Raw genomic sequence first — 13,358 nt, 5'->3', positions numbered from 1 at the left:
CCCGCGCCCCGGTCCCGGCGCTGAACCCCGGTCCGCCCGGCCCGGGGCTCAGCGCCGGGACCGGGGCGCGGGCTTGCGCAGCAGCTTGCGTTCCACGAAGCGCGTGACATGCGGCGCCACGAACAGGCAGAGGAAGAAGATGAGGGCCGCCAGCCCCAGGGCGATGGCCGTGGCGACCGCGGTGCGCCCGGTGGGGATGCGCAGGGCGAAGAACCGCGCGACGAAGGGGATGAACGCGCCGGCCACGCCGGCCGCCGCGAACGCCGCGACGAGCACGCCGCGCCACGAATTGAGCGGCTGGGCGACGCGAGCGAGCACGAACACACCCATGAGGAACAGCACGACGGCGCTGGTGGAGCGCAGCGCCATGAGGTCCGCGTCCGAGGCGAGGATATCCCACCCCATGATGCCGGGCAGGATCCATGCGGTCAGCAGCACCGACAGGCCAGTGGCCACGCCGCCGGGCAGCGCGAAGCGCACGACGCGTTTGAGGAAGCCGGGGATGTACCGGCGCGTGTTCGGCGCGAGCGCGAGCACGAAGGCGGGCACGCCGATGGTCAGGGCGCCCACGTAGGTGATGTGCCGGGGCAGGTACGGGTACGGGATGCCGGAGAGCACCACGCCCAGGGAGATGAGCGCCGAGTAGACGGTTTTGACCAGGAACAGCCCGGCCACGCGCTCCATATTGGCCATGACCTGCCTGCCGCGGGCCACCACGTCGGGTAGGTGGGAGAACCTGCCGTCCACCAGCACCACCTGGGCGACGGCCTTGGTGGCGGGCGCGGCGTTGCCCATCGCGATGCCCAGGTCGGCCTCCTTGATGGCCAGCGAGTCGTTGACGCCGTCGCCGGTCATCGCCACCGTGTAACCGCAGTCGTGCAGCGCCTCGACGATGAGCTTCTTCTGCTCGGGCAACACGCGGCCGAGCACGTCCACGTCCTCCAGCAGCCGGCCGAGCTGGTGCGCGTCCTGCGGCAGGTCGCGCGCGTCCATCGCCACCGGCTCGCGGTCGCCGGTCAGCCGCACCTTGCGGGCGATGGCGCCGACGGTGACCGGATTGTCGCCGGAGATGACGCGGCAGCGCACGCCCTGTTCGCGGAACCAGGCGAGCGTCCGGGCGGCGTCCGGGCGGATCCGTTCGGAGCACAGGATGAGCGCGACGGGGCGCGCGGCCGCGTCGAGGACGAGTTCGTCGGCGAATCCGGCGGGGGCAGGGCCGTCGCGCCGGGCGACGAGCAGCACGCGTTCGCCGTTGTCGGCGTGCTCGTTGACCAGGCCGAGCAGGTCGGCGAAGCCGGCGCCCGTGCCGGCGCCGTCCGCGCCCAGCGCGGCGACGATGACCTCGGGGGCGCCGAGGTACCAGGTGGCGGTGCCGGTGGCGATGGCGCTCCATTTGCGCGCCGAGGAGAAAGGCACGCGCGCCTCGATGCCGCCGGGCCGGTAGCCCCGCTCGCCCAACCCCTCGAGGATGGCGCGGCCGGTGCCGTTGGGGTTCTCCTCGTAGGCGAGGTCGTAACAGGCCTGCGTGGCGGCCTCGCGGTCGGCGTCGGTGTGCTCGCCGAGCATGACGAGCCGGTCGAAGGCGATGCCGCCGTCAGTGATGGTGCCGGTTTTGTCGAGGTTGAGGCAGTCGACGCGCGCCAGAGTCTCCACCGACTCGAGCTCCTGGACGAGCGTATGCTGGCGCGCCAGGCGCATCGCGGCGACCGCGAAGTTCAGCGAGGTGAGGAGCACCAGGCCCTCGGGGATCATGCCGACCACGCCGGCGACGGCGGAGACGACCGCCTGCCGCCACTCCCCCGTGGCGATGGCCGTCTGCCAGCCGCCGACGGTGCGCATCTGCGACCAGATGAGCAGCGCGCACAGCGGCACGACCAGGAAGGTCATGAACTTGAGGATCGTGTTGATGCCCTTGTTAAGGTCGGAGACGGTTTTCTTGTACACTTTGGCCTTCGCGGTCAGGGTGGCCGCATAGGAGTGCTCGCCGACGGCGGTGACGCGCACCAGCGCCATGCCGGAGACCGCGGTGGACCCGGAGTAAACGGGGTCGCCCTCGCCTTTGCGCACGGTGCGGGACTCGCCGGTGAGCATCGACTCGTCGAGCTCCAGGCCCCAGGTGCGCACGATGGCGGCGTCGGCCGGCACCTGGTCGCCGCCGCGGATCCACAACAGGTCGCCGAGCACGATCTGGTCGTGGGCGACCTCGGTGTCCGTGCCGTCGCGCCGCACGAGGAAGCGCGAGGCGACGAGGATGGAGAGGCTGTCGAGCGTGCGCTTGGCCTTGAGTTCGGTGACGATGCCGATGCCGGTGTTGATGATGATGACGAAACCGAACACCGCGTCGCGCCAGGAGCCGGTGACGAGGACCAGCGCCATCGCGGCGAGGATGATGCCGTTGAACAGCGTGAACACGTTGGCCCTGACGATGTCCTTGACGGACCGGGAGGTGCTCGCCTTGACGACGTTGGCCTCGCCCGCCTCGGCGCGGGCGGCGGCCTCGGCCGCCGTCAGGCCGGTCTCGTGGACGGAGGGCATGGTGCTGCGTGTGCTCATGCCGTCCAGCCTACCGCCCGCCGCGCGTCAGCGCCGGGTTCCGCCGCCTGTTCGGGGGGATGTTCAGGGCAATTCCCAGTCAATGCCCAGGGTTCGTCCGGGTGATGGGGTTCGCCCGGGTGGCCGTCCGGGCCGGCAGGCGTCAGCGGACGTCGGTGGTGACGGGCATCCGCTTGGCGTGGGGAAGGTCGTCGATGATCTCCATCAGCGCGTCGTCGATGAGTGTGGGGGCGCCGTCCCCCTTCCCAGCTCCTGCGGTGAGGAAGGCGGCCGCGTACAGCGTCCGGTCCGCGGGGGCATGGGCCGGGTCGATGAGCACGACCGGCAGCCCGGCCTGGCGCGCCTCGCCCAGCGCCTCGTCCCAGTCGGCCGCGTTGGCGGTGTCCACCGCGATGCCGGAGACGAGGATGGCGTCGGCCATGCGCGCCACGGCGTCGCGCACGCCGTCGCGCATCGCGGCGTCAGGATCGGGCACGCCGTCCGTGGAGGCGTAGTAGGTGCCGATGCCGGATGCGGCGAGCGCGTCGAGCACCGCCCGGTCGGCGCCGCCGGAGGCGCCGTCCGGCGAACCGACGAGGCCGACGACGAGGTCGCCGCGGTCGGTGGCGTCGACCGGCACCTTCGGCGCATGCTCCTGCGTGTCGCCGACGGCTTTGCCGGCCGGCGCGCAGGAGGCCAGCGCAACGGCCGCGGCCAGCGCCAGCGCGGCCGCCGCCCAGGCGCGCGGCCGGCCCGTCATGCCCGCTCCCGGCGCAGCAGGGCGATGGTCTCCACATGGTGGGTCATCGGGTAGATGTCGAAGGCGTGGATGCCGGCCAGCGTGTAGCCCAGACCGGCCAGCGTGGCGGTGTCGCGGGCCAGGGAGGTCGGGTCGCAGGCGATGTAGACGATGGCGCGGGGGCCGGCCCCGGCGATCTGGCGGCACACCTTGGCGCGGGCGCCGGCGCGCGGCGGGTCGAGCACCACGACGTCGGGATGGGCCAGGCCGGCGGGCACGTGGGCCAGCGTCCTGGCCACGTCGCCGGTGCGGGCGTCCACGTTGCCCAGGCCCGCCGCGCGCAGGTTGCGGCGCGCGTTGGCGACGGCCGGCGCGAAGCCCTCCACGCTGAGCATGCGGGTGCGGGGGCCGGTCAGGGCGGCCAGCGGCAGGGTGAACAGGCCGGAGCCGGAGTAGAGGTCCCAGAGCACGGGACCGGGCGTGCCGTCGAGCTCGGCCATGACGAGTCCGAGCACGTGGGCGACGAGGGCGACGGGCGCCTGCCGGTGCATCTGCCAGAAGCCGTCCGCGGACACCCGGTAGGTGAAGTCGGCGCCGCCGGCCTCGACCCGTTCGGTCAGCGTGCCGGTGCCGGCGCGCAGCTTGCCGTCCACCAGCACGGCGTAGTCGCCGGACTGGCGCGCGGGGGCGTCGCCGCCGCGCGGCTCGGGCACGGCCAGGCGAATCTGGGAGCCGGGAGCGAAGCCGCCGTCCCAGACGTGCTCGGCGTCGGCGACACGCAGCAGCTCCTCGCTGGCCAACGGCATGGTGTCCAACGGCACGCGCACATGCGTGCCGCGGCGGCGCATCGAGGGACGCCCCTGGTCGTCGGCGATCATCTCGATGCGGGTGCGCCAGTGCAGGCCTCCGAGCGCGGCGTCCCCGTCCATCCGGTCCACCGGCACCTGGGCGGCGTCCAAGTCGACATGGCCGAGGCGACGCATCTGCTCGGCGATCGTCGCGGCCTTCCAGGCGAGCTGGCCGGGCAGCGAGACGTGGACGAGGTCGGCGCCGCCGACGCCGCCGCCCATCGCCAGTGGGCCGGCGAGCGGCCACGCGGGAGTCACCCGGTCGGGACTGGGTTCGATCACCTCGCCGACCTCGGCGGTCCAGAAACGCTCCTCGCGGTCATGCGGCTCGTCAAGCGTGACGCGCACGAGCTCGCCGGGCAGGGCGAAGCGCACGAAGACGACACGCCCGTCAATATGCCCGACGCAGCGGCCCTGGTCGGCGTGGCGTTCGATGCGGATGGTCGCGTCCATCATCCCTCCTCGGCGGCGCCGTCGGCCTTGGCGGCCTTCTCGGCGGCGATGTGGCGGTGCAGCGGCGTGGCGACGATGAGGTAGCTCACCCAGATGGCCAGCGCCCAGAACGGGATGCCCATGAGCAGCCTGGCGGTGCCCAGCCAGCCGACCTGGTCGGTCAGGTACAGCGGCACCTGCACGGCCAGGCGCAGGCAGAACAGGCCGAGCCACAGGCCGGTGACGGCCATGTAGGCGCGCTTCAGGGGCCGGTCGTCCATCCAGCCGCGCAGCCATGCGCGCAGATGCTCGGTGGGCAGCTGGCGGATGAACTCGACCATGAGGCCCAGGCCGGGCACGCGCGCCGCCAGGGAGACGGCGAGCAGCACGGCATACACGGCGTTCGTGATGAAGCCGAACATGTAGTAGTTGCGCGCCTCGTGGCTCTGCCACGCCCACACCAGGCAGATGCCGACGGCCACGAGGCCGGAGGCGGCGCCCATCGCGGACTGGCGTTGGACCAGCCGCACGACGACCTGGAGCACGGCGAGCACCGCGGACACCGCGATCGTGAGGTTGAGGTCGGCCGTGGCCACGAATAGCACGACGAACACGAAGCCGGGCAGCACCGATTCGACGACGCCGCGGGGGCCGCCGATCGCGTCGACGACGGAGAAGTCGCCATCGTCGGCGGCCAGGGCGGCGATGCCGGTGCGCTTGGGGCGCGGAGTGGGGTGCGTCATGGGATGTCGGTTCCGCTGCTGGCGCCGGGCTCAGCGCACCTCGGAGAACATCGGGCCGCGGGAGAGCGTGGTCTTGACCTGCGTCTCCTGGTCCTGGCTCAGCGGCCCCTGGGGGCGCTCGGGCACGTCCTTGAGGTGCTCCTTGCCGGAGGCGCCTTCCGCCTCGGCCTCGGTGGCCGCGCGGGCGGCCTTGCGCTCGGCGGGGGCGACGGGCGGGTGCATCGGGATGAGGTCGCGCGGGGCGAGCGGCTCCTCGCCGCGCTCGACGACGATGTCGGAGAAGTACTGGTCGAGCGCGTGGGTCTCCTCGGCGTCCGGGTCGTTGGCGGCCACGCCGGAGAAGATGCCGCGCAGCATCCAGCGGGGGCCGTCCACGCCGACGATGCGCGTGATGACGGTTTTGCCGCCCCGCACCTGCACCGGGAGCATGAGCTCGGTGCCGAAGGTGCCCTCGCGTTCGGTGGCGGCCTCGTTGGCCTTGAGCAGGTCGGCGCGCACGTCGTCCCACAGGCCCAGCGTCTTCGGGGCGGCGTAAGCCTCGATCTCCAGGCTGGAGCCTCGGTAGGTGATCGTGGAGCCGATGACGGCGCGGGTGGCGCGGTTCGCCTTGACGCGCAGCTCGAGGCCCTGCAGATACGGCAGGTAGTAGGAGCCGAGGTCGAGGTAGTCGTCGTAGTCGGGGACGGCCTCGTCGGCCACATCCCACGGGCCGCGTTCCTCGCCTCGCCCCGCGTAGGCGGCTTCGGCGCCGGCGGCGTCCGCGGTCTCGGCGATCGCACTGTCCGCGCGGGCCGCGGCGTTGGCGGCCTCGGCGGCCTTCCGGTCCTCGTCGACCCGCTCGGCGGGCTGATCCTCGCGCTGATGCTTCTTCTTGCCGAATCCGAACAGTCCCATGGGTCCTCTCATTTCAACATGCTTCGGTGTGCAACCCCGACCAGCCTAGCACCAGGCGCCGGGCTTCGCCCGCAGGTCACACGTCGTAGCGGATGGTCAGCGGCGCATGGTCCGACCAGCGGGCCTCGTAGCTGGGCGCCTTGTCGATCACGAAGCCGCGGGCGGTCTCGGCCAGCTCGGGCGTGGCGAACTGGTAGTCGATGCGCCAGCCGACGTTGTTGTCGAAGGCGTGGCCGCGCTGGCTCCACCACGTGTAGGGGCCCTGGATGTCGCCGGCGAGCATGCGCATCACGTCGACGAACTCGTACTCCCCCAGCCAGCGGTCCACGTAGGCGCGCTCCTCCGGCAGGAAGCCCGCGTGCTTCACGTTCGCCTTGGGGCGGGCGATGTCGTGCTCGGTGTGCGCGATGTTGAAGTCGCCGCAGAGCACGGCCTGGCGTCCCCCGTGCGCCGCCTCGTCGCGCAGCTGGCCCATGCGCACGAGCATGGTGTCGAGGAAGCGGTACTTCTGCGCCATCTTCTCCGGGTCGTCGGTGTTGCCGGCGTGCACGTACACGCACACCACGGTGATGCCGTAGCCCTGCGGGGTGGTGACGTCCGCCTCGATCCACCGGCCGGAGTCCACGTCTTCCGTCAGTCCCGGCAGCCCGTGGCGCACGGCGGTGACGGGCAGCGAGGTGAGCAGGCCCACGCCGGCGCGGCCTTTGACGCGGCACACCTCGTTGATGCGCGTGAGCCCCTCCTCGCCGTCGGTTTTGCCGGCCTGGGCGTATTCGCCGGCGAAATCCGCGTAGATCGGGTCGAGCTGGTCCTGCGGGGCGCGCACCTCCTGCATGCACCACACGTCGGGCGTGTGCTCTTCCACCCAGGTGTCGATGCCCTTGCGCTTGGCCGCGCGGATGCCGTTGACGTTCGAAGTCGTGATCGAGATCATGGCCCCGAGCCTAGCAGCGCCCCGAAACGACACCGGCCGCCACAACGGGAAAGCCACCCGCTTCGGGGTGGCTTTCCTTGGGGTCCGTGGCAGCGCGCCGCCTGCCGCGTCAGTCCAAGCCGAGCTGGAGCTTGCCGCCGGGGATGGCGTCGAGCAGGTCGCGGGTGTACTGCATCTTCGGATGGTCGAACACCTCGTCGGTGGTGGCGTGCTCGACGAGCTTGCCGTGCTGCATGACGACCACCTCGTCGGCGATCTGACGCACCACGGCGAGGTCGTGCGTGATGAACAGGTAGCTCAGCCCACGCTCGGCCTGCAGATCGTTGAGCAGGCGCAGCACCTGGTCCTGCACGAGCACGTCGAGGGCGGAGACCGCCTCGTCGCACACGATGACGTCCGGGTCGAGCGCCATGGCGCGCGCAATGGCGATGCGCTGGCGCTGGCCGCCGGACAGCTCGTTCGGATAACGGCCCATCACCGACTCGGGCATCTCGACCATGTCGAGCAGCTCGCGCACGCGCTTGCGGCGGCTGGTCTTGTCGCCGATGCCGTGGATGCGCAGCGGCTCCTCGATGGAGCGGAAGATGGAGTACATCGGGTCGAGCGAACCGTAGGGGTTCTGGAACACCGGCTGCACATGGCGGCGGAAGTCCAGCAGCTCCTTGCCCTTGAACGAGGCGATGTCCTTGCCTTCGTACAGGGCCTTGCCGCTGGTGGGCTCCAGGAGCTTGAGCACCATGTTGGCCACGGTGGACTTACCCGAGCCGGACTCGCCCACGATCGCCAGCGTGGTGCCGCGCTTGACCGAGAACGAGACGTCGTCGACGGCCTTGAACATCTCCTTCTTGCGCGGCAGCTTGAACTCACGGGTCAGATGCTCCACCGTGATGATGTTCTCGCTTTTCTCGAGCTTCTCCTCGCCGACGACGTGGTGCTCCATGAGCGAGGCAGCGTCCTGCCCGCGCTCCTTGGCGGAGATGATGCGCTGGGAGGCCAGGGACGGGGCGGCGGCCACCAGGCGCTTGGTGTACGGATGCTGCGGGTGCTGGAGCACCTCGAGCGAGGGGCCGGACTCGACGACCTGCCCCTTGTACATGACGACGATATGCTGGGCGCGCTCGGCGGCCAGGCCCAGGTCGTGCGTGATGAAGAGCACGGCGGTGCCGAGCTCGTCGGTGAGCATGTGCAAATGGTCGAGGATCTTCTTCTGCACCGTCACGTCCAGCGCGGAGGTGGGCTCGTCGGCGATGAGCAGGTCGGGCCGGCAGGCCAGGCCGATCGCGATGAGCGCGCGCTGGCGCATGCCGCCGGAGAACTCATGCGGGTATTGGCGGGCGCGGGTGGCGGCGTCGGGCAGGCCGGCTTCCGCCAGCAGGCCGGCGATACGGTCGTCCATCGTGGAGCCGGTGACGTACCGCTTGGCGATGTCCCAGGCCTTGTCCTCGTCCAGACCGGCCTTGACCAGCGAATCGGCGACGCGCCAGCGGGTCTCGGAGCCGGGCACCCAGTCGCGCTCGAACTCGGCGAGGGCCTGGTCGTAGGCCTCGCCGGAGACCCCGGCCTCCTGCAGGGCCGTCTTGGCGGCGTCCATCAGCGCGGGCAGCTTGTCGGAGCCGAGGAAGGTCTCGTCGTCCTTGCCGCGCACTTCGACCTCGGCGCCGGCGAGGGCCTTGGCCAGGGCGGAGCGCTTCTCATGCGCGACGTCCATGCCGTTGGCCTTGAGGGACTCCTGAACCTGGGTGCCGATGCGCCACACCGGGTTGAGGTTGCTCATCGGGTCCTGCGGCACCAGGCCCATGCGCGAGCCGCGCAGCTTGTCGAAGTCCTTCTGCTTCAGGCCGGTGAGTTCCTGGCCGTCCAGCTTGATCGAGCCGCCGACCACGTGGCCGGTGCCGGGCAGCAGGCCGAGCACCGCCATGGCGGAGGTGGATTTGCCGGAGCCGGATTCGCCCACGATGGCCACCCACTGGCCCGGGTAGACGGAGAAGGAGGCGCTGCGCACGGCGTGCACCGCGCGCTTGTCGTCGGTGGTGAAGTCGATCGCCAGGTCCTTGACCTCCAGCAGCGGACCGTGTGCGCGCTGCATGGCGACGAGATTCTCGTTGATGTTCTTGGTCATGGTTCAATACCTCAACTTCAGGCCGTGCGGCTCTTGGGATCGAGCGCGTCCTTCACGGCGTCGCCCAGCATGATGAAGCTCAGCACGGTGATGGCCAGCGCGGCGGACGGGTAGAACAGCACCATCGGGTTGGTCATCAGGCTGGTCTGGGCGTTGGAGATGTCGCCGCCCCAGCTGACGGTGCTGCTCGGCAGACCGACGCCGAGGAAGCTCAGCGTGGCCTCGAGCACGATGTAGGAGGCCAGGGAGGTGGTGCCGATCACGATGATCGGGGCCATCGAATTCGGCAGGATGTGGCGGAAGAGGTTGCGCACCGGGGTGGAGCCCAGGGCGGTGGAGGCCGTGTTGAACTCGAGGTTCTTGGCCTCCATCACCGCGCCGCGCGCGATGCGGGCGGTGCTCACCCAGCCGAAGAGCGCGATGACGAGCACGATCTTCCAGATGGAGCCGTTGGTCTTGAACATCTGCAGCACGACGATGGCGCCGAGGAGGATCGGCAGCGCGAGGAAGATGTCGTTGAGGCGGCTGAGGACCGCGTCCACCCAACCGCCGAAGAAGCCGGCGACCGAGCCGATGAGCGTGCCGATGATGACCACCAGGATCGTGGAGGCTAGGCCCACCATCAGCGAGGTGCGGGTGCCGTACACGACGCGCGTGTACACGTCGCAGCCCTGGAAGTCGAAGCCGAAGGGATGCTGGGCGGTCGGGTCTCCCAGCGAGTTATCCAACGTGCAGTAGTTCGGATCCTGCTTGGTGAACAGGCCGGGGAACAGCGCCACCACCACGATGAAGATGATGAGGATGCCGGAGATGATGAACAGCGGGTTCTTGCGCAGGGAGCGCCAGGCGTCCGCCCACATGCTGGTGGCGGGGGGTGCTCTCGTCAATGGAGTCGACGGCCTGCAGCGGGGTCTCGTCGACCGGGGCGACATAGCGCTCCTGGCCGGGAAGCGGCTCCTGCAGCAGGTACTCGTCGGCGGTACGGGCCTGGAGGGCCTCGTCCTTGGTCTCGTTCATGTCATTCGCGATCTGTGCGTCGGTCATTGTTCTCTCCTTGCCTCTCACGCGTAGCGGATGCGCGGGTCGAGCACCGCGTACAGCATGTCGACGATGAGGTTGCACACCACGAAGATCAGCATGAGCAACGTGACGATGGACACGACGAGGTTGCCCTCGCCCTTGAGGATGGACTGGTAGGTGAGCCAGCCGACGCCGTGGATGTTGAAGATGGTCTCGGAGATCATCGCGCCGCCCATGAGGGCCGCGATGTCCTGGCCCAGGTAGGTGACGACGGGGATCAGCGAGTTGCGCAGCACGTGGCGCAGCATCACGGAACGGTTGCTCATGCCCTTGGCGCGCGCGGTGCGCACATAGTCCTCGGCGATGTTCGAGGAGATCTCGGCGCGGGTGAGTCGGATGATGTAGGCCATCGATACGGAGCCGAGCACCATCGCCGGCAGCAGCAGATCGATGAATCCGGGATTGTTGCCGGCCGTCACCGGCAGGATGGACCATTTGACACCCAGGAGGTACTGGCCGAGGAAGCCGGTGACGAAGGTCGGCACCGAGATGAGCAGCAGGGAGACGATGAGGATGACGGTGTCGTACCACTTGCCCTTCTTGAAGCCGGAGATGATGCCGAACACCACACCGAAGATCGCCTCGAACACGAACGCCATCAGCGCCAGCTTGATGGTGACCGGGAATGCGCGGGCGATTTCGTCGATGACCGGCTGGCCGGCGAAGGTGTTGCCGAAGTCCAGGGTCAGCGCATTCCTGAGGAACAGCAGGTACTGGACGATGAACGGCTTGTCAAGGTTGTATTCAGCGCGGATCTGGGCTGCGACGGCTTCATTGACGGGCTTATCGCCGAACATCGCCTTGACCGGGTCACCCGGCAGGGCGAAGACGAGCGCATACACCAGCAGCGTCGTACCAAGAACCACGGGTATCACCTGCAGGATTCGGCGCAGCAGATACTTGCCCATTGGTCACTCCTTGTTGCTTTGACCACTCCCAAGCGTGACGGTTTCGGGTGTGGTCCGACAAATACCCCGATAGTCTACCGCAAGCCTTGACCGATGGGGCCATGGCCGCGGATGCGGGAAGGGGGAGTCCGCGGTGCCGCGGGCTCCCCCTTCGGACAGTGTGCCGGCGCTTCGCACGCTCAGCGCGCCATGCGCGAACCGCTCACTTCTTCGACATCTCCTCGTAGGTGGGCAGGTTCTGCCAGTTGAAGGCGAAACCGGACTTCACGGCTTTGGAGGCGACGCCGTTGGCGTTGGAGTAGTACAGCGGGATGGCCGGCAGCTCCTTGAGCAGGATCTCCTCGCCCTGCTGGTAGATCTTGTTCGCCGCTTCCTCGTCGCCGGTGGCGGCGGCCTGGTCCATGAGGGCGTCGAACTCGGGATCCTTGAAGTCGCCGTCGTTGGAGCCCTTGCCGTCGGCCGCGGAGGAGGCGAACAGCTGCACGAGGTAGTTCTCCGGGGACGGGTAGTCCGGCTGCCAGCCGGTGCGGAAGGCGCCGGTCATCTTACGGTCGGTGATCGCGTCACGGAACTCCTGGAAGGTCGGGATCGGGTTGGTGGAGGCCACGCCCTTGCCCAGCACGTTGTTGATGGAGTTGGCCACCGCGTCGTAGATCGGCTTGGCGCCGCCGTCGACATTGTACGAGAAGGTGAGCGGGCCGTCGAACTTGGAGATCGCGTTGGCCTTGTCCCACAGCTCCTTGGCCTTGTCCGGGTTGTACTCGAGGTTCTCCTTGCCCGGCAGGCTATCGGAATAGCCCGGGGTCTTCGGGGAGGTGAAGTCCGTGGCCGGGGTGCCGGTGCCGGAGAGCACCTTCTCGCACAGGGCCTTGCGGTCGATGGCCATCGAGATGGCCTGGCGGCGCAGCTCGCCTTCCTCGGTGCCGTTCTGGAAGTGCTCCATGTTCGACGGGATCGTGAAGGTCTGGATCACGGAGCCGGCCTCGTTGAACGGCTGGACCTTCGGGTCCTTCTCGAAGGTCTTGGACTGGGCGGCCGGGACGGACTCCATCACGTCGAGGTTGCCGGCCTGGATGTCCGCGTAGGCGGCGGTGTCGGAGGTGTAGATCTTGAAGTCGATGCCGTCGTTCTGCGCGGGGCGGTTGCCCTTGTAGTCCGGGTTCTTCTTCATCATGATGTCCTGGTTGTGCTTCCAGGACTCGAACACGTACGGACCGGTGCAGCCGTCCTTCGGGTTCTCGCCGAAGGCCTTCGGATCGTCGAAGAAGGAATCCGGCAGCGGCGCGAAGGCGGTGTAGCCGATCTTCAGGCCGAAGGCGGAGTCGGGGGCGGACAGCGCGACGGTGAAGGTCTTGTCGTCCACAACCTTCAGACCGGACAGCTGCTCGTCGCCCTTGAGGTTGTCGGCGTCCTGCAGCGCGTCATAGCCGGCGATGGTCTGGAAGAAGGAGGAGCCGAGCATCGCGTTCTTCGCGTTGGCCACATAGCTCCAGGCCTTGGTGAAGTTCTCGGCCTTCACCGGGTCGCCGTTGGAGAACTTCCAGTCCTTGAGCTTGATCGTGTACTCCGTCGCGTTCTCGTTCGGGGTCACGGACTCGGCGATCTCGTTGCTGGCCTTGCTGTTGTCGTCGAAGGACACCAGGCGGGCGAACATCATGTCGGCCGGCTTGCCGCCGCCCGTCTCGTTGATGTTGCCCGGGATGAACGTCTTCTGCGGCTCGGACGCATAGGCGAGGATGTAGCTGCTGCCGGAACCGCCCGCGGTGGTGCTGTCACCGCTGTTGGAGGAACCGCAGCCGGAGAGCAGCATGGCGGCTGCGCATGCGGCGGCGGCGAAAGCGAGCGCTTTCTTCTTCATAGTCATTGTCTCCTGTTCATTGAGAGCGGTGCGTGCCCACCCCAAGCCTCACAAGGCCAGGCGCGGGGCATCGCACCATGCAAAAAGGGGCGGCGCGGTTTCGCCACGCCAACCCCCTTGCTGGTACCACCATTGTCACCCTCAGGGGGGACGGTGCGCAATCACGTCCCGTAATATGGGCGTAGCATGGATGCAATGGTGTGACAACCCGTCGTTGCCCCCTCGCCTCCCCTACTGCCGACTGCGTTCCGCGCCTTCCGCGCGCCACGGA

9 protein-coding genes and 1 pseudogene are annotated in these 13,358 nt (G+C 69.0%); all 10 read right to left on the bottom strand.

The window, feature by feature from the left end:
• Positions 1–48 precede the first annotated feature (48 nt).
• Complete coding sequence (locus H7U32_RS01400) at positions 49–2,535, bottom strand: HAD-IC family P-type ATPase (RefSeq protein WP_239457410.1); 2,487 nt, start codon at positions 2,533–2,535, stop codon at positions 49–51.
• 160 nt (positions 2,536–2,695) lie between these two features.
• On the bottom strand, positions 2,696–3,292 hold the full coding sequence (locus H7U32_RS01395) for a sugar ABC transporter substrate-binding protein (protein WP_204467346.1): 597 nt from the start codon (positions 3,290–3,292) through the stop codon (positions 2,696–2,698).
• Positions 3,289–4,572: a class I SAM-dependent RNA methyltransferase gene (locus H7U32_RS01390; protein WP_204467398.1), complete on the bottom strand. Its 1,284-nt coding sequence runs from the start codon at positions 4,570–4,572 to the stop codon at positions 3,289–3,291. The genes H7U32_RS01395 and H7U32_RS01390 overlap by 4 nt, the downstream gene beginning before the upstream one ends.
• Positions 4,572–5,294: a DUF3159 domain-containing protein gene (locus H7U32_RS01385; RefSeq protein WP_204467345.1), complete on the bottom strand. Its 723-nt coding sequence runs from the start codon at positions 5,292–5,294 to the stop codon at positions 4,572–4,574. The genes H7U32_RS01390 and H7U32_RS01385 overlap by 1 nt, the downstream gene beginning before the upstream one ends.
• Positions 5,295–5,324: 30 nt before the next feature.
• Positions 5,325–6,188, bottom strand: a complete 864-nt coding sequence (locus H7U32_RS01380) for a DUF3710 domain-containing protein (RefSeq protein WP_204467343.1) — start codon at positions 6,186–6,188, stop codon at positions 5,325–5,327.
• 76 nt (positions 6,189–6,264) lie between these two features.
• Positions 6,265–7,122 carry an exodeoxyribonuclease III gene (locus H7U32_RS01375; RefSeq protein WP_204467341.1) on the bottom strand — a complete coding sequence of 286 codons (858 nt, stop codon included), beginning with the start codon at positions 7,120–7,122 and terminating at the stop codon, positions 6,265–6,267.
• Positions 7,123–7,231: 109 nt separating this feature from the next.
• Positions 7,232–9,241 carry a dipeptide ABC transporter ATP-binding protein gene (locus H7U32_RS01370; RefSeq protein WP_204467339.1) on the bottom strand — a complete coding sequence of 670 codons (2,010 nt, stop codon included), beginning with the start codon at positions 9,239–9,241 and terminating at the stop codon, positions 7,232–7,234.
• A gap of 17 nt (positions 9,242–9,258) precedes the next feature.
• Positions 9,259–10,258, bottom strand: a pseudogene (locus H7U32_RS01365) (ABC transporter permease).
• A gap of 44 nt (positions 10,259–10,302) precedes the next feature.
• Positions 10,303–11,229, bottom strand: a complete 927-nt coding sequence (locus H7U32_RS01360) for an ABC transporter permease (RefSeq protein ID WP_204467338.1) — start codon at positions 11,227–11,229, stop codon at positions 10,303–10,305.
• A 202-nt stretch (positions 11,230–11,431) separates the two neighbouring features.
• On the bottom strand, positions 11,432–13,087 hold the full coding sequence (locus tag H7U32_RS01355) for a peptide ABC transporter substrate-binding protein (protein WP_204467396.1): 1,656 nt from the start codon (positions 13,085–13,087) through the stop codon (positions 11,432–11,434).
• Between the last annotated feature and the right edge of the window lie 271 nt (positions 13,088–13,358).

The organism is Bifidobacterium pullorum subsp. saeculare (assembly GCF_016899725.1).
Taxonomy (GTDB): Bacteria; Actinomycetota; Actinomycetes; order Actinomycetales; family Bifidobacteriaceae; genus Bifidobacterium; species Bifidobacterium pullorum_C.
This window is presented reverse-complemented; position numbering and strand designations above follow the sequence as displayed.